This is a genomic window from Caulobacter sp. NIBR1757, from assembly GCF_027912495.1.
Taxonomy (GTDB): domain Bacteria; phylum Pseudomonadota; class Alphaproteobacteria; order Caulobacterales; family Caulobacteraceae; genus Caulobacter.
This window is the reverse complement of the sequence record NZ_CP115463.1, coordinates 1,286,878-1,301,914: the sequence shown is the minus strand read 5'-3', so window position 1 is coordinate 1,301,914 and position 15,037 is coordinate 1,286,878. Positions and strand designations below refer to the sequence as shown.

At 67.9% G+C, this 15,037-nt stretch carries 15 protein-coding genes; 8 read left to right on the top strand and 7 right to left on the bottom strand.

All coding sequences use genetic code 11. From position 1 onward, the window contains the following. Window positions 1-47: 47 nt before the first annotated feature. The 3 genes from O5I81_RS06320 to O5I81_RS06310 are packed head-to-tail and all read left to right on the top strand — an operon-like array spanning window position 48 to window position 2,861. Complete coding sequence (locus tag O5I81_RS06320) at window positions 48-800, top strand: enoyl-CoA hydratase/isomerase family protein (RefSeq protein WP_271068106.1); 753 nt, start codon at window positions 48-50, stop codon at window positions 798-800. Further along, window positions 800-1,816: a serine hydrolase gene (locus O5I81_RS06315; protein WP_271068105.1), complete on the top strand. Its 1,017-nt coding sequence runs from the start codon at window positions 800-802 to the stop codon at window positions 1,814-1,816. The genes O5I81_RS06320 and O5I81_RS06315 overlap by 1 nt, the downstream gene beginning before the upstream one ends. Before the next feature lie 43 nt (window positions 1,817-1,859). After that, window positions 1,860-2,861 carry a glutathione S-transferase N-terminal domain-containing protein gene (locus tag O5I81_RS06310; RefSeq protein ID WP_271068104.1) on the top strand — a complete coding sequence of 334 codons (1,002 nt, stop codon included), beginning with the start codon at window positions 1,860-1,862 and terminating at the stop codon, window positions 2,859-2,861. 174 nt (window positions 2,862-3,035) lie between these two features. On the opposite strand, the gene O5I81_RS06305 is transcribed toward O5I81_RS06310, so the two are convergent. Then, window positions 3,036-4,202, bottom strand: a complete 1,167-nt coding sequence (locus tag O5I81_RS06305; RefSeq protein WP_271068103.1) for an acyl-CoA dehydrogenase family protein — start codon at window positions 4,200-4,202, stop codon at window positions 3,036-3,038. An 89-nt stretch (window positions 4,203-4,291) separates the two neighbouring features. On the opposite strand from O5I81_RS06305, the gene O5I81_RS06300 reads away from it, so the two are divergent. Continuing rightward, the gene (locus tag O5I81_RS06300) at window positions 4,292-4,846 is read left to right on the top strand and encodes a TetR/AcrR family transcriptional regulator (protein ID WP_271068102.1); all 555 of its coding nucleotides are present in this window, start codon (window positions 4,292-4,294) and stop codon (window positions 4,844-4,846) included. Here the strand turns inward: O5I81_RS06300 and O5I81_RS06295 are convergent. Next, complete coding sequence (locus O5I81_RS06295; RefSeq protein ID WP_271068101.1) at window positions 4,843-5,991, bottom strand: alpha/beta fold hydrolase; 1,149 nt, start codon at window positions 5,989-5,991, stop codon at window positions 4,843-4,845. The genes O5I81_RS06300 and O5I81_RS06295 overlap by 4 nt on opposite strands. A gap of 132 nt (window positions 5,992-6,123) precedes the next feature. Here O5I81_RS06295 and O5I81_RS06290 point away from each other — a divergent pair, with 132 nt between their 5' ends. Together O5I81_RS06290 and O5I81_RS06285 are read left to right on the top strand one after the other, a co-directional pair. Further along, window positions 6,124-6,804, top strand: a complete 681-nt coding sequence (locus tag O5I81_RS06290; RefSeq protein ID WP_271068100.1) for a VOC family protein — start codon at window positions 6,124-6,126, stop codon at window positions 6,802-6,804. A 201-nt stretch (window positions 6,805-7,005) separates the two neighbouring features. Then, window positions 7,006-7,419, top strand: a complete 414-nt coding sequence (locus O5I81_RS06285) for an EVE domain-containing protein (protein WP_271068099.1) — start codon at window positions 7,006-7,008, stop codon at window positions 7,417-7,419. 153 nt (window positions 7,420-7,572) lie between these two features. On the opposite strand, the gene O5I81_RS06280 is transcribed toward O5I81_RS06285, so the two are convergent. Both O5I81_RS06280 and O5I81_RS06275 read right to left on the bottom strand, forming a co-directional pair. Beyond that, the gene (locus tag O5I81_RS06280; RefSeq protein WP_271068098.1) at window positions 7,573-8,913 is read right to left on the bottom strand and encodes an MFS transporter; all 1,341 of its coding nucleotides are present in this window, start codon (window positions 8,911-8,913) and stop codon (window positions 7,573-7,575) included. An 11-nt stretch (window positions 8,914-8,924) separates the two neighbouring features. After that, window positions 8,925-9,635: a glutathione S-transferase N-terminal domain-containing protein gene (locus tag O5I81_RS06275; protein ID WP_271068097.1), complete on the bottom strand. Its 711-nt coding sequence runs from the start codon at window positions 9,633-9,635 to the stop codon at window positions 8,925-8,927. A 126-nt stretch (window positions 9,636-9,761) separates the two neighbouring features. Between O5I81_RS06275 and O5I81_RS06270 the strand changes: the two genes are divergently transcribed. Beyond that, the gene (locus O5I81_RS06270) at window positions 9,762-10,679 is read left to right on the top strand and encodes an SMP-30/gluconolactonase/LRE family protein (protein WP_271068096.1); all 918 of its coding nucleotides are present in this window, start codon (window positions 9,762-9,764) and stop codon (window positions 10,677-10,679) included. 385 nt (window positions 10,680-11,064) lie between these two features. Here O5I81_RS06270 and O5I81_RS06265 read toward each other — a convergent pair whose 3' ends face one another. The 3 genes from O5I81_RS06265 to O5I81_RS06255 all read right to left on the bottom strand — a co-directional run bounded on the left by O5I81_RS06265 (window position 11,065) and on the right by O5I81_RS06255 (window position 14,320). Continuing rightward, complete coding sequence (locus O5I81_RS06265; RefSeq protein ID WP_271068095.1) at window positions 11,065-13,275, bottom strand: TonB-dependent receptor; 2,211 nt, start codon at window positions 13,273-13,275, stop codon at window positions 11,065-11,067. A gap of 124 nt (window positions 13,276-13,399) precedes the next feature. Beyond that, window positions 13,400-13,810, bottom strand: coding sequence for an SRPBCC family protein (locus tag O5I81_RS06260; RefSeq protein ID WP_271068094.1), 411 nt, complete (start codon window positions 13,808-13,810; stop codon window positions 13,400-13,402). Window positions 13,811-13,864: 54 nt separating this feature from the next. Beyond that, entirely contained in the window at window positions 13,865-14,320 is a 456-nt protein-coding gene (locus tag O5I81_RS06255) for a MarR family transcriptional regulator (protein WP_271068093.1), read from the bottom strand. Window positions 14,321-14,513: 193 nt separating this feature from the next. Here O5I81_RS06255 and O5I81_RS06250 point away from each other — a divergent pair, with 193 nt between their 5' ends. Continuing rightward, window positions 14,514-15,035 carry a VOC family protein gene (locus O5I81_RS06250; RefSeq protein ID WP_271068092.1) on the top strand — a complete coding sequence of 174 codons (522 nt, stop codon included), beginning with the start codon at window positions 14,514-14,516 and terminating at the stop codon, window positions 15,033-15,035. The last annotated feature ends 2 nt before the right edge of the window (window positions 15,036-15,037 follow it).

Here is a 15,037-nt window from a genome sequence, read left to right as displayed (position 1 = left end):
CCCCCGCGTCGCTCTGTTAGTCTCCCCCGAAAATCAGGGAGGACGTCATGGGCGATCTGGTGCTGCGCGAGGACCGCGACGGGGCGGTGACCCTGACGCTCAATCGGCCGGACAAGCTGAACGCGCTGAACGTGCCGCTGTTCAAGGCGCTCGACGACCATGTCGCCGCCATCGAAGCCGACAGGACCGCCCGCCTCGTCATCCTGCGCGGGGCCGGCAAATGCTTCTCCGCCGGCCATGACCTCGGCGATATCGCCGTCGGCGAAAAGCTGCCCCGACCCAACTTCCAGGCCAGCGTCATCGAGCGGCTGGCCGACCTGCCCCTGCCGGTGATCACCGCCGTGCACGGCCACTGCTACACCGGCGCGCTGGAACTGGCCCTGGCCGGCGACATCATCTTCGCTTCGGAAGCGGCGAAGTTCGGCGACACCCACGCCAAATGGGCTCTGACCCCCGTCTGGGGCCTCAGCCAGCGGCTGCCGCGCCGGGTGGGGACCTACAAGGCCCGCGAGATGATGTTCACCTGCCGCACCTTCAGCGGCCGCGAAGCCGAGCGCATTGGCCTGGCCAATATCTGCGTCGCCAATGAGGATTATGAGAGCGGCCTCGCCGCCCTGGCGGACAGCATCCTGGCGAACAGCAGCTTCAGCCATGCGGCCAACAAGAAACTGCTGATGGACACCGACGGCCTGCCGCAGAGCGTCGGCCTGGCCCATGAGGTGTTCCGTGGCGAAGGCCGGGGGCCGGACATGGAGGCGCGGATCGCCGCCTTCCAGAACAAGACCGCGAAGGTCAGCTGATGACCGCCCTGCCCCCGCTCCCCGCCCAGCCCGCTGGCGCCCCCTGGCCCACCACCGACTGGCCGACCGGCGCCAGCCTGCCGGCCGCGCTGGCCGCCCGCCTCGACGCCGCCTTCGCCGACGAGAGCCTTGGCATCACCGATGCGGTGCTGATCATCCAGGGCGGCGCCGTCCGTTACGAGCGCTACGGTCCGGAGCTCGACCAGCAGAGCCGCTTTCCCTCCTGGTCCAAGGCCAAGAGCGTCACCCAGGCCCTCGTCGGCCTGGCGGTCGCGCAAGGAAAGCTCGACATCCACGCCCCCGCCGACATGCCCGCCTGGAGAGACGACGAGCGCAGCGCCATCACCCTCGACCACCTGCTGCGCATGTCCAGCGGGCTGAAGTTCGTCGAGGACTATGTGCCGGGCAGCGTTTCCGACGTCATCGAGATGCTGTTCGGCTCGGGCAAGGAGGACGTCGCCGCCTACGCCATCGCCCAGCCGCTGGAGCATGCGCCGGACACCCACTGGTCCTACGCCAGCGGCACGACCAACATCATCTGCAACATCCTCCAGCGCACGCTGGGCCTGAAGGGCGAGGCCTTCGAGGCCCATATGCGCCGCGCCCTGTTCGACCCGCTCGGCATGACCAGCCCGATCCCGAAGTTCGACGCCGCCGGAACCTTCATCGGCTCGTCCTACTGCTTCTGCACGGCCCGCGACTTCGCCCGCTTCGGCCTGCTCTACCTGCGCGGCGGCGTCTGGGAAGACAGGCAGCTGCTCCCCGCCGCCTGGGTCGACTACGCCCGCACCCCCACGCCCGTGCCGACGACCGAAGAGCTGGGATACGGCGCCCAATGGTGGCTGGGCCTTGGCGGCGAGGGCAGCTTCAGCGCCAATGGCTATGAGGGGCAGTACACCCTGTGCATCCCCGACCTCGACGTCGTCCTGGTCCGCCACGGCCGCACGCCGTTGGACGCCAAGGAAAATCTGGCCGCCTGGATGCGCGGCGTCGCCGAGGACTTGCGCGCGGGCTGAACCGGCGTCATCGTGCCCGCAAACAATTGGCACGGTGAATGTCATGACCTTGGAAACGCCCCTCGAACTGTCCGGCGCGCCGGGCTCGCCCTACACCCGCAAGATGCTGGCGGTGCTGCGCTATCGGCGCATCCCCTACCGGCTCTACTTCCGGGGCCGCGAGCCGGCCGGCTATCCGGTCGCCAAGGTCCCCCTGCTGCCGACCTTCTACATCGGCGGCCAGGCGGTCACCGACTCCACTCCGCTGATCCGCCGCTTCGACGCCGAAATCCCAGGCCGCGCCGTTCGCCCGGCCGACCCGGCGGTGGCCTTCCTCGACAGCCTGATCGAGGACTATGCCGACGAATGGCTGACCAAATGCATGTTCCACTACCGCTGGGCCCATGAGGCCGACGCGACCTTCGCCGGCCGGCTGCTGCCCAGCTGGGGTCCGGCCCCGCTCGACGAGACGACCCTGCAGTCGATGGCCAGCTACATCAGCGAGCGCCAGATCGGCCGGCTGGCCTATGTCGGCTCCAACCCGACCACCGGCCCGGTCATCGAGGACAGCTATGTCCGCCTGCTGGAAGCGCTGGAGACCCACCTGGCGACCTCGCCCTTCATGCTCGGCGGCGCGCCGGGCGGCGGCGACTTCGGCCTGTTCGGCCAGCTGACCCAGCTGGCCGGCGTCGACCCTACCCCGACCGGAATCGCGCAGGCGAAGGGCCACCGGGTGATGGGCTGGATCGGCATGGTCGAGGACCTGTCCGGCCTCGAGCCCGGCCCGATGATCGACGCCGGCGCGCCATCGCCGACCCTGAAGGCCCTGCTGGCCGAGATGGGCCGCGTCTACGCCCCCCTGCTTATCGCCAACGCCAGGGCGGTGATGGCCGGCGAGAAGATGGTCGAGACGCAGATCGACGGCCGCGCCTGGGTGCAGAACGCCTTCCCCTACCAGGCCAAATGCCTCGGCTGGCTGCGCGAGGAATATGCGGCGCTGCCGGCGGGGTCGAAGGCGCAGGTCGATGCGGCGATCGCCGGAACCGCCTGGACGTCGCTGTTCTGACCTCCCTCCCCGAATGGGGAGGGCAGACGCGCGGTTACGCGCGTCGGGTGGGGAAGTCGGTTCGAGACCTTTAAGACCATGCGCTGAGAAGCCTGACCGGTGGGGGCCGGTGACCCACTGCCCCACCCGGCGCTTCGCGCCACCCTCCCCAATTCGGGGAGGGAGGTTGCTGCACTAAAGCAAATCCGCCGGCGCAGGCTCGAAGCCCAGCGCCACCCGCCCGCCGATCTGCGTCGCCCGGTCCCAGTCGAACACCACATGCCCCCGGATCATCTGCACGTCGCGCAGATGCCGCTGCAACGGCGAGGTCAGGAAGCCCGAACTGGCCCCGGCCGCCGCGCACATGGTGTCCACCGCCTGGCCCGCCAGCCGCACCGTATGGGCCGCCGCCAGCCGCACCGCCGCCAACGTATCGACGCTGATCGCCGCCCCGGCCGGCCCTTCGCGCTCGTACAGCGCCACCGCGTCCTCCCAGACCAGCGCCGCCGCCCGCACGCTGGCCATCGCCTCACCCAGCCGCAGATGCGTCGCCGGCGCGTCGCTCTGTTTGGCCCCGGCCGTATAGGCCTGGGTCTTGGCCTTCATCCGCGCCGTGAAGACAGCCAGCGCCCCCTCGGCCGCCCCCAGCGCCGGGGCCGCCGCCACCAGGGCCAGGGCCGGCGACATCGCCCAGCCCACCGACGTCCCCGGGTGCAACGCCAGTCCCGGCATCGGCCCGAACTTCATCTGCAGACCGGACAGGGTCCGATGGGCCGGCACGAACAGGTCGGTCGCCGTCACCGTATTGCTGCCGGTCGCCGCCATCCCGGCCGTGCGCCAGACGTCCTCCACCACCACTTCGGACAGCGGCAGCACGCAAAAGCGCGGCATCATCCCTTCCATGGCGTTGACCATCACCCAGTCAGAATGGTTGACGCCCGTCGCCCACTCCCAGCGGCCGCTGATCCGGTAGCCGCCCTCGACCGCCTCGGCCCGCCCGGTCGGGGCCAGGGGCGCGGGGGCCAGCGGCATGGCGCCGTCCCGGAACAGCTCCGCCTGGAGCTCGGGCCCGAAGCGACACAGCAGCCAGGCGTGCATGGCCAGGAACGACAGCGTCCAGGCGCTGGACGGACAGCCGCGCGCCAGCCGCCGCCCGACCTCCAGGAAGGTCGCCATCGACGCCCCCGCCCCGCCCGCCGTGGTCGGGGCCAGCAGGTGGAAATAGCCGGCCTCGGCCGCTTCCCGCACCGTCGCCTCTGGAACCGAGCGCAAGGCCTCGGCCTCCGGCGCCCGCTCGGCCAGCCGCAGGGAAGCGGCGTCCGCCCAGCCGTTCCAGACCGTGGCATCGTTCGAATGAAGCATGATCGTCTCCCTTGCCTGCGTCATAACATAACTTATGTTATGTTCAAGAGCGCCCTTACCGCGCCGGCCCATCGCGGCTAGAGGGAAGCATGGTCAAAAGACGCAAGGATCTGACGCGGGCGGACTGGCTGCTGGCCGGCCAGGCGGTATTGCGCGACGAGGGCCTGCGGGCGCTCAAGCTCCGCCCCCTGGCCGCCAGCCTCGGCATCTCGACCGGCAGCTTCTACCACCACTTCAGCGACTTCGAGGACTACCTGGGCCAGCTGGCCGACTACTTCAGCGGCGAACAGCTGATGTCCAACCTCGAGAAGGTCCGGGCCGAGGCCCCGACCCCGATCCGCCGCATCCTGCTGGCCTCAGACCTGGCCCTCAGCCAAGATCTGCCCCGCCTGGCCATGGCGATGCGCGCCTGGGCCCGGAGCGATGCTCGCGCCGCCGCCTCGGTCAAGACGGTCGATGATGTCCTGACCGGCTTCTTCACCGACTGCCTGGAGGGCATGGGCCACCCACCGCAGATGGCCCTGGCCCGCGCCTATCTGATGGTCGCCTCGGCCACCTCCGACATGCCGCCGCCGGCCGGCCTGCCCACCGGCCTCGACCTGCGCGACCTGATGCTGGAGGTCATCGCCGGGACGGAGGACTAGAACCCTCGCGCGTTCATCCAGCCGACCACCGCCGCCGTCGCCTTCGGCAGCAGTTCCGGCTTCTCGATGTAGTAGTGATCGGCGCCCTCGATATCGACATAGGTCTTGTCGTCGCAGCCAAGCGCCTCGAACAGCCGCGCCGCGTGGCTGGGCGTGCAGGCGAGATCGGCGGTGTTGTTGATCACCAGGCTGGGGACCTTGATGTTCGGGGCGTTGACCAGGCCGTTGGCCCGGCTGTCGTCATAGCTCCACTGCGACAGCCAGCTGCGCAGGGTGGCGAAACGGCCAAGGCCGATCGGCCCGTCGTTGGCGATCTTGGGATCCCCCATGTAGCAGGTGTAGGGCTCGCGGTCGGAAGGCTCCTGCGTCGGGTCGGTCCAGCGCACGTCGCTCATCGTGCCCTGGACGATGAAGCAGCGCTCGGCGTCCGGATCGCCGGCCGCCTTCAGGGCCGCCAGCTGGTCCTTCACCCAGGCGGTGATCCGCCGGTTGCGGGCGATCTGCGCCGCCCGGAACTTCGCCACGAACGCCGGCGAATAGGGCGGCTGATCGGGACAGGCCGGGTCGTAGATGTTGAGCGACACATCGCGCTCGAACGGCTTGCTCTCATCCAGGATCGACGGATCGATCCACTCGGTCATCGTCACGCTGCGGCCGATGTGGGCGGCCAGCAGCATCACCCCGTCGGCCGGGATCAGGTTCGCCCCGACCAGGTCCACCTCGTCACCGGCCGGGGTGTGGGTGATGGTCGGCCTGGTCGCCTGGTCCTGGTAGAACATCGACAGCGAGCCGCCGCCCGACCAGCCGCCGAGGATGACCTTCTCGTAGCCGAACCGCTTTTTCAGGTCGGCGATCGCCGCCCCGAGGTCGAGGACGCACTTTTCAAGGATGGCCGCCGTGTCGTTCCCCCGATAGCGCGGGTTGACGTAGATGACGTGCTTGCCGGCCCGGGCCAGGGCCGTGACCAGCGGCAGGAACGACCCGCCGCCGATGGGATGACTGAAGACGATCACCGTCTTCGACTCGCCCTCGGGCTTCAGGCGCATGCATTCGATGAACACCCGCCCATGGGCCCCGCCATAGACCTCCTTCAGGCGTGACGTCTCCTTGTAGGAAAAGCCGTAGGGTTCGCGGATGATATCCATGGCGGTCCTCCAGGGCTCTGCTCGGCCCGTTTGTCATCTAAGTTGACAGCGCGACGTCGCGGCAGGCAAGCGTTTTGGACTTGCACGACGGCGTTTCCCGGCCCTCAATGGCGACAACGATAAGAGGAAACCATGACCCAGCCGAGCGGCATTCACCACCTGGCCTTCATGGCCGGCGACATCAAGAAACACATCGCCTTCTTCAGCGAGGTCATGGGCTGTCCGCTGGTGGCGCTGTTCGACATGCACGGGGTGCCGGGGGGCCTGCACGCCTTCCTGCGGATGAACGACCACGGCTACTTCTCGATCGTCCAGCTGCCCAATGTCGATGACATCCCCATCGAGCTCGGCAAGACCCACGCCGGCACCGGGGCCGGGCCCAGCGCGCCGGGCACGCTGCAGCACCTGGCCTTCCGGGCCGACAGCGACGAAGCCCTGCTGGCCATGCGCGACCGCATCCGCAGCCATGGCGTCAACGTCGTCGGCCCCATCGACCACGGCATGTGCCGCTCGATCTACTTCGCCGGCCCGGACCACATGACCCTGGAGGTCGCCACCAGCCACGAGCCTATCGACCCGGCCCGCTGGATCGATCCTGCCGTCCTGGCCAAGGCCGGGATCAACGCCGAAGAGGCCGCCCGCTTCAAGGCCCCCGCCCCCTACACCGGCCCCTCGCCGGTGGCCCAGCCTCCCTACGATCCGACCAAGCCGCACCAGGCCTATCCGGACAAGCTGTACCGGGCGATGATCGCCGCGCCCGACGAGATGATCACCAAAAGCGCCTCCTACAGCGAGCCGCCGGTTCCGGCGTAAGACCCTCCAAAAAAGAGCTGTCATCCTCCGGCCGCGCAGCGGACCGGGGGACCCAAGCCGGCTCTGGATAGACTCCCGGGAATCTTCACGCGGAAAGTTGGGTCCCCCGGTTGCCGCTACGCGGCCCCGGAGGATGACAACTGTTGAGGTTGCCCCTCACCCTTCAGGATCCTAACCAGAGGACAGAGGGAGCGCGTCGCAATGAACCACTGGCTCGTCAAATCCGAACCCGACGTCTTTTCGTGGGACGACCTCGTCGCCGCCGGCGAAAAGGGCGAGCCCTGGACCGGCGTGCGCAACCACACCGCCAAGCTCAACATGATGGCCATGAAGCTCGGCGACGAGGTGTTCTTCTACCATTCCCAGGCCGGCAAGGAGATCGTCGGGATCTCAACCGTGGTCAGGGAAGCCTACCCCGACCCGACCGACGCCACCGGCAAATTCCAATGCGTGGACCTGGCCGCCAAAGCGCCCCTGCCCCGCCCCTTCACCCTGGCCGAGGCCAGGGAAGACCCGGCGCTGGCGGCCATGAGCCTGATCACCAGCTTCCGCCTGTCGGTGCAGCCGGTGACGGCGGCGGAATGGAAGCACATCCTGAAGGTGGTCGGGGGCTAAAGCCAAACCCACCGCTGTCATCCTCCGGCGCCCGCAGGGCGACCGGGGGACCCAACCGTCCGCGTGAAGATTGCCTGGAGTCTTTCCAGAGCCGCCCTGGGTCCCCCGATCCGCTGCGCGGTCGGAGGATGACAGGGCAAGCAGGGCCACGGACTACGCCGCCCCCTCCAGCTCCGCCTTGATCGAGCGCGAGGCCAGGTAGAAGTGCAGCGCCGCCCACCAGAACAGGGTGACGATGAGGATCAGCGCCGTCTTGATGCCTGACGCCGAGGCGATGCGGCAGGCGTCGGCCAGAGCGGTTCCCGTCCCCGGGCACAGCACCGCATAGTCGCCGGCCTTGAAGGCCTCCGTCGCGAAATGGTCGCTCAGCCAGCCGGTGATCACCGGGCCCGTGGTCATCCCGACGATGCTCATGATCAAGGACAGGATCGCCGTCGCCGAGGCCCGCATCCTGGGCTCGACCAGGTTGTGGGTCACCGCGAAGGTCGGGCCGAAATAGATGCCCGAGAACAGCCCCGGCAGGATCAGCACCAGGATGGCCGCCACCCACTCGGTCTGGATGAAGCCGAGGATATAGGCCGGTCCGGCCAGCAGCATGCCGATAGCCGGGGCCCAGCCGTAGAACCGCACGTCCTTCTTCACCAGCCGATCGGTGATGAAGCCGCCGGCCAGGTAGCCCCCGGCCAGCGAGATGCTGTTGACGATGACGAAGGCGAAGGCGGCGGTGGTGTAGTCGACGTTGAAGGTGCGCACCATGAAGGGGTGCAGGAAGCTCATGCCGCTGAAGCCGACGAAGTTGACGATGACCGCGGCCATCAGCACGTGGCGGAAGGTCTTGCTGGCGAACAGTCGCTTCAGCACCGCCGTCAGCGGCGGGGCGGCGCCGGTGTCGTCGCGCCCCTCGGAGAAGCCGCGCGGCGGCTCCTTCAGGGTCAGCCAGGCGACCAGGGCCAGCAGCAGTCCCGGAACCCCGACGATGAAGAAGGCCGCCCGCCAGCCGAAATGCTGGGCGACGATGGCCCCGCCGAGGCCGCCGATGACGATGCCGAACGGGGTCGCCAGCCCGAGGATGCTGAACACCGAGGCCCGCTTTTCCGGCGGATAGTAGTCCGAGAGCAGGGACTGTGACGGCGCCCCCGCCCCCGCCTCGCCGACCCCGACCCCGATGCGGGCCAGCAGCAGATGGGTGAAGCCGCCGGCAAAGCCGCTCAGCGCGGTCATCGCCGACCAGACGGCGACGGCGAGGCTGATGATGGCCACCCGGCTGCGCCGCTCGGCGATGCGGGCGATGGGAATGCCCAGCACGCCGTAGAGGATGGCGAAGGCGGCGCCGCCGAGCAGGCCCAGCTGCAGGTCGCTGATCTTCAGATCGTCCTTGATGGCCTGGCCGACGGTGTTGAGGATCGAGCGATCGATGAAGGCCACCGTCGAGATGGCGACCAGCAGGATCAGCGCCCAGCGGCGGTCCGCCGGGGTGGGAGGCGTTTTGGTCACTTGGGCGTCCTTCAAGAGCGCACGGCGTTGAGCATCCGCTCGCCGAACAGGGCGGACCACTGGTCCGGATTGAGGGTCATGACGCGGCCGGCGGCCGGGTCGTTCTCGGGCACGGCGGCCCCTTCGATGACGGCGGGCCGCCGGGCGATGCGGCCATACCAGGCCTTGATGGCCGGCCATTCGGCGATGCCGATATCGATGGCCCTGGCCGCCCGGATCCATGGCCAGCAGGCCATGTCGGCGATGGAGTACTCCTCGGCCAGGTAGTCCACCTGGCGCAGGCGCAGCTCCATCACGTCGAGCAGCCGGCGGGCCTCGCGCACGTAGCGCTGCAGGGCATATTCGGGCGGGTCCGGGCAGTAGCGGACGAAGTGATGGGCCTGGCCGTGCTGCGGGCCCAGCCCCGCCATCTGCCACATCAGCCACTGCTGGGCGGTATGTTTCAGGCGCGGGCTGGCGGGCAGGAACCGGCCGGTCTTTTCGGCCAGGTAGAGGAGGATGGCCCCCGACTCGAACAGGGCCAGCGGCTCGCCTCCACCCAGCGGATCGTGATCGACGATGGCCGGCAGCCGGCGGTTGGGATTGATCGCCGCCAGCGCTTCACCCAGGTGCTCGCCCTTGAGCAGGTTGTAGGGAATGACCCGGTGCGCGAGGCCGGTCTCGGCCAGCATGATCGAGACCTTGTGGCCATTCGGCGTGCTGACGAAATGCAGGTCGATCATGCGGCTTCCCCCGGTTCGCCGTCTTGGAACGGTCTGGCGCCCACTGTCGGGCGGCCCGCAAATAACGTCAATCTAATTGATGGAAATCAAGGCGGGCGATAGCCTGTGAAAAACAGGAGGACGCCCATGGACTTCACCCTCGTCACCGACGGCCTGGCCTTCCCGGAAGGCCCGGTCATCCTCGCTGACGGCTCGGTGCTGGTCGTCGAGATCCGCGGCGGCCGCCTGACCCGCGTCGACCCGGACGGCCGCAAGACGGTTGTCGCCGAGCTCGGCGGCGGGCCGAACGGCGCCGCCATCGGCCCCGACGGCGCGGTCTATGTCTGCAACAACGGCGGACTGGAATTCTTCGACGCCGCCCCCGACCTCGCCGTCCCCGGCCATGCGCCGTACGACTACATCAGCGGGACGATCCAGCGCATCGACCTCGCCACCGGCGCGGTCAGCGTCCTCTACGACAGCTGCGATGGCCGCCCGCTGCGCGGCCCCAACGACATTGTCTTCGACGCCGATGGCGGCTTCTGGTTCACCGACCTTGGCAAGTCCGACGACTGGACCAGCGACCGCGGCTGGCTGCTCTACGCCAGGACCGACGGCTCCCTGATCACCCGCGTGCGCGGCGGCATGATCGGCCCCAACGGCGTCGGCCTCTCGCCCGACAACCAGACCCTCTACGTCGCCGAGACTCACACCGGCCGCCTCTGGGCCATGGACATCACCGAACCCGGCCAGCTCGGCCCAACCCCCGCCCCCTGGATGCCCGGCCGGCTGATCGCGACCCTGCCCGGCCACCAGATGATCGACAGCCTAGCCGTCGAGGCCGGCGGCAAGGTCTGCGTCGCCGGCGGCCCGGACGGCGGCATCACCGTCTTTGACCCCGACGGGACCCACGACCACATCCGCCTCCCCGGCGAAATCATCGTCACCAACCTCTGCTTCGGCGGCGAGGACATGCGGGACGCCTGGATCACCGCCTCGGGCAGCGGCCGGCTCTATCACGCGCGCTGGCCCCGCCCGGGCCTGAAGCTGCATTTCAACGGCTGAAAAAGAGACTGCGATCAATCACTTAACGAATATGTCTAGACATATTCATGGTCTTTAGACCCTCGCCGACACCCGCTGGCACAGCTTTGGACAAGGCTGTAGGTCGCGGCGGCTCACATTCGACCTACAATCCCCGCTATCAGGCCACGGATCGACCTACGCCGCGGCCCACGTTCAGGCGCCCTCGGCCCACGCAAAAGCCAACAGGCGCTGGGATTCCGCCCGATCTTCACCGCCGCCGCCGAGCGCGCGCCTTTTTCTGTAGGTCGGCGCGGGCGGTATAATGGCTGGCCGCTTCGATAGCGGGCCCAACGGAAAACCCCCGACGCCTTGCGACGCCGGGGGCTGCTGATCCCGCTCCGGGAGGAAGGAGGGAGAGCGGGTTCTAGAACTTGTAGCCGATCTCCAGGCCGAAGGTCCGGGGCGCCTGGTAGACGCGCAGGTTGCCGAGCGCGCCGAGGCCGAAGGTGTTGTTGATCACCTCTTCATCCGTCAGGTTCTTGCCCCACAGGGCCACCCGCCAGCCGGCGTCGCCTTCCAGCGACAGGGTGGCGTCGTAGAGGGTGTTGGACGGCCGCACCTGGACGTCGGAGGTGCGGTTGAGCACGCCGCCGCTGGTGTAGATGTCGTCCATGTAGACGGCGTTGGCGTTGAAGGTCAGGTCGCCGATGCCGACGTTGCGCTCATAGGTGACGCCGAAGCTGCCCGACCATTCCGGCGCATAGGCCAGCGGCAGGTCGCTGTTGTCGGTGGGGTTGGCGACGCCGTCGCTGGTGAAGTCGGTGAAGTTCTCCTCGAAGCGGGCGTCGAGCCAGGCGATGTTGGCGTTGATGCGGAAACCGCCGCCGACCACCCACAGGGCCTCGGCCTCGATGCCGTCGATCCTGGCCTTGCCGGCGTTGGTGACGATGGACTCGTAGACCCCGCCGCTGGTCAGGCCCTGGCTGCCGACCTGCATGTCCGAGTAGGTGCTGGAGAACACCGCCCCGTTCAGGCGCAGGCTGCGCTGGAACAGTTCGGCCTTCACACCGGCCTCGTAGCTCTCGACGATCTCGGCGTCGTACGGGCCGGCCGAGGTGAAGGAGGCGGCGCGGCCGTTGTAGCCGCCGCTGCGGAAGCCCTTCGACCAGGTGGCGTAGGCCATCAGGTCGTCGGTGAAGCGGTAGTTGGCGCCGAGTTTGGGCGAGAAGTTGTCCCAGTCGTTCTTGTAGGTCATCGAGGTCGGGAAGAAGAGCGGCTGGTTGGTGAACTCCTTCTCTTCGTAGCTGTAGCGGCCGCCGGCGGTCAGGGTCAGTTTGTCTGTGACCTCCCAGTCCAGCTGGCCGAACAGGGCCCAGGCCTGGTTTTCCTGGCTGGCGATCTGCGGAACATTGGCGCCGCCGTAGATCAGCCCGCCTTGGGTGTTGGTGATGTCGTAGCTCTGATCCATGAAGTAGACGCCGGCGACATAGGTCACCGCGCCGACTTCGCCGCCCAGCCTCAGTTCCTGGCTGAACTGCTTATGGGTCTGGTCGCGGAAGGCGTAGAAGAAGTTGACCGGGCTGGCGTCGTAGTCGCTCTGCACCTTGTCGTCGAACTCGCGGTAGCCGGTGATCGAGGTCAGGGTTCCGATGCCGAGGTCGAGGTTCATGGTCAGGGCCAGGCCCCAGGTGTCGATCTTGGCGAAGGTCGGGGTGTTGCCATAGACGTTGCGCACGTCCCTGGCCTTGGCCCGGGCGGCGGCCGAGAAGACCGATGAGCCGGTGTCCGGGCTGAAGTTGTAGTAGACATTGCCCGGCAGGGCGGCGTTGCGGAACGAGGCGCCCGAGCCGCGCTCCTGATCGATGTCGGCGACCAGGGTGGCGTCGAACACTTCGTTCGGCTTGAAGACTAGGCTCAGCCGGCCCGAATAGACCTCGTTGTCGCCCTCGTCCTTGCCGGTGGTGACGTTGTGATTGTAGCCGTCGTAGCTCTTGTAGAGCCCCGACACCCGCATGGCGAAGCTGTCGCCCATCGGGATGTTGAGGGCGGCGCGGCCTTCCAGCCGGCCGTGGTCGCCGATCGTGCCCTGCACCGCGCCGCCGAACGCGTCGCCCGGCTGGGCGGTCTTGGTGCGGACGCTGACGACGCCGCCGATGGTGTTGCGGCCATAGAGCGTGCCTTGCGGCCCGCGCAGGATCTCGACCGAGGCGACGTCGAAGAAGTCCTGCAGGGCGCCGCTGTTGCGGGCCAGGTAGACGCCGTTCATCTCGACGCCGACCGACGGCTCGAAGGTGCTTTCGACGTCCGCGAAGCCGAGCCCGCGGATGAAGAAGGCGGAGGCATAGGGGTAGGCGCCGACCGGGGCCAGTACGACGTTGGGGACCTTTGAGGAGAGGTCGGTCAGGTTCTGGGTCGACTGGGCCTGCAGCTGCTGCTCGCCGAAGGCGGAGACGGCGGCGGGCACGTCCTGCAGGTTCTGCTCACGCTTCTGGGCGGTGACCACCACCTCCTCGACCTCGTCGGCCGGGGCCTCGCTCTGGGGTGCGGTCTGGGCCAGGGCCGGCGCGGCCATGGCGATGCCGAAAGCGACCGTGGCGGCCGACGCGAATAGACGGAGTGCGATCGTGCGACGCATCTCGTTCCTCCCCTGTTTTGTTCTTTCAGCCCTGCTGGCTGTTGGAGCGGAGGATGACGCGTCATTGATCTATGTCAATCTACATGACGATATCGGAGACGTTTTTTGTCAGTTTCAATGACGGTCACTCAACCCGCCGACGCACCTCCGTCAAGGCGGCCGCGTACATTCGGCGGGTGTTTTCCTCAATTTTTTCAGCGTCTAGAGGAGGCTTGAGGTCCGCATGGAACACCCAGTCGGCGGCGCATCGGCTCTCGCCCAGCGGCACGATGGTCAGCGTCGACCTGTGGTCGCCAAGCAACGGTGCATCGACGAGAGTCCAGGCCAGGGTCATCCGGGCGTTGTCATAGTGCTCCAGCCGCTCGGGCGTCACCCGCCCCGCGACCTCCGCCCGCCGCACCTCGCCCCAGGCGCCGTCGTCGCGGTCGCAGGCCGTGACGCCGGGGAACCAGGCCTGGAGTCCATGAAAGGCTCCCACCACCTGCCAGACCGCCCGCGCCGGCGCCGCGAACTCTTCGTACAGACGAACTTCCACGTCTCACCCCATATCATCAATTTACTTGACAATATGGGCGTCGGCTCGCGGCGATCAAGAACGCTTTTCGACGTTCGGCCAGTCCGTCATCGCCTGGCCCCACTCAGCGCCGAAGGCCTTGATCAGGTTGTCGACGTTCTTGGTCCCGATCCGCTTGCGCAGTTCGGCGCTCATCGCCGCCATGGCCAGGTCCGCGTCCCGGCCCATCTCGCGGCCCTTCTCGCTGACGGCGACGATCTTGGCGCGGCGATCGGTCACGTCGTCGCGCAGTTCCAGCATGCCCATCTCGACCATCTGGTTGATGGTGGTGTGCACCGCCTGGCGGCTGATCCCCAGGTTGCGGGCGATGTCGGAGGGCTTGTGGACGCCGATGACGACATTGGCCATGACCATCGACTGGGGCCGGGTCACCTGGTCCCAGCCGCGCGCCTGCAGGAAGCTCTGCAATCCGTCGTCGAACCAGAAGAACGCCTGGAGCAGGGGAACGATAAGGCTTTCGGCGGCTTGCATGTCCGGTTCGCGACGCTTCTGTGTTGCAGGGAGACTAGGGCGTAACGCCGCTGGGTCAACGCAAACCGGCCTCTGACGCGACATCGGGCCACCGATCATTTTTTATCAGTTTAGTTGACGAATTGCCGGAGGCCCGCCAAGTTGCCGGCGCCATAAGACCGCCCCGGATTGATCGGGCGGCGAGGGAGAAGCAATGCGCACCACCGGGATCAACCACGTCGCCCTGGTCTGCCGGGATATGCAGGAGACGGTGAAGTTCTACACCGAGGTCCTGGACATGCCCCTGGTCAAGACCGTCGCCCTGCCGGACGGCGGCCAGCACTTCTTCTTCGACGCCGGCGGCACGGCCGTCGCCTTCTTCTGGTGGCCCGAGACGCCCGCGGCCGCGCCGGGCATCGCCTCGGTCCGCAAGTTCCCGGAGGATTCCAAGACCGCCATCGGCTCGATGAACCACCTGGCCTTCGACGTCGCCGAGGGCGAGCTGTCGGCCTGCCTGACCCGGCTGGAGCAGGCGGGGGTCGAGCATATCCCCATGATCCTCAACCACGATGACAGCGACCGCACCGTCGCGGCCGAGATGCACAACGGCGTCTTCGTCCGCAGCGTCTATTTCACCGACCCCAACGGGATCATGATGGAGTTCGCGGCCAGCACGAAGGTGTTCGGCCCCGAGGATGTCCGTCACGCGCCGCAGGGCGCCACCGTCGAGGTCTGACC

Bases quoted from the DNA above. Each gene is read 5' to 3' on its own strand.
- O5I81_RS06265 (WP_271068095.1), bottom strand. From the start codon at position 13,275: ATGCGTCGCACGATCGCACTCCGTCTATTCGCGTCGGCCGCCACGGTC.
- O5I81_RS06310 (WP_271068104.1), top strand. From the start codon at position 1,860: ATGACCTTGGAAACGCCCCTCGAACTGTCCGGCGCGCCGGGCTCGCCC.
- O5I81_RS06250 (WP_271068092.1), top strand. From the start codon at position 14,514: ATGCGCACCACCGGGATCAACCACGTCGCCCTGGTCTGCCGGGATATG.
- O5I81_RS06300 (WP_271068102.1), top strand. From the start codon at position 4,292: ATGGTCAAAAGACGCAAGGATCTGACGCGGGCGGACTGGCTGCTGGCC.
- O5I81_RS06305 (WP_271068103.1), bottom strand. From the start codon at position 4,202: ATGCTTCATTCGAACGATGCCACGGTCTGGAACGGCTGGGCGGACGCC.
- O5I81_RS06315 (WP_271068105.1), top strand. From the start codon at position 800: ATGACCGCCCTGCCCCCGCTCCCCGCCCAGCCCGCTGGCGCCCCCTGG.
- O5I81_RS06290 (WP_271068100.1), top strand. From the start codon at position 6,124: ATGACCCAGCCGAGCGGCATTCACCACCTGGCCTTCATGGCCGGCGAC.
- O5I81_RS06270 (WP_271068096.1), top strand. From the start codon at position 9,762: ATGGACTTCACCCTCGTCACCGACGGCCTGGCCTTCCCGGAAGGCCCG.
- O5I81_RS06320 (WP_271068106.1), top strand. From the start codon at position 48: ATGGGCGATCTGGTGCTGCGCGAGGACCGCGACGGGGCGGTGACCCTG.
- O5I81_RS06255 (WP_271068093.1), bottom strand. From the start codon at position 14,320: ATGCAAGCCGCCGAAAGCCTTATCGTTCCCCTGCTCCAGGCGTTCTTC.
- O5I81_RS06285 (WP_271068099.1), top strand. From the start codon at position 7,006: ATGAACCACTGGCTCGTCAAATCCGAACCCGACGTCTTTTCGTGGGAC.
- O5I81_RS06275 (WP_271068097.1), bottom strand. From the start codon at position 9,635: ATGATCGACCTGCATTTCGTCAGCACGCCGAATGGCCACAAGGTCTCG.
- O5I81_RS06295 (WP_271068101.1), bottom strand. From the start codon at position 5,991: ATGGATATCATCCGCGAACCCTACGGCTTTTCCTACAAGGAGACGTCA.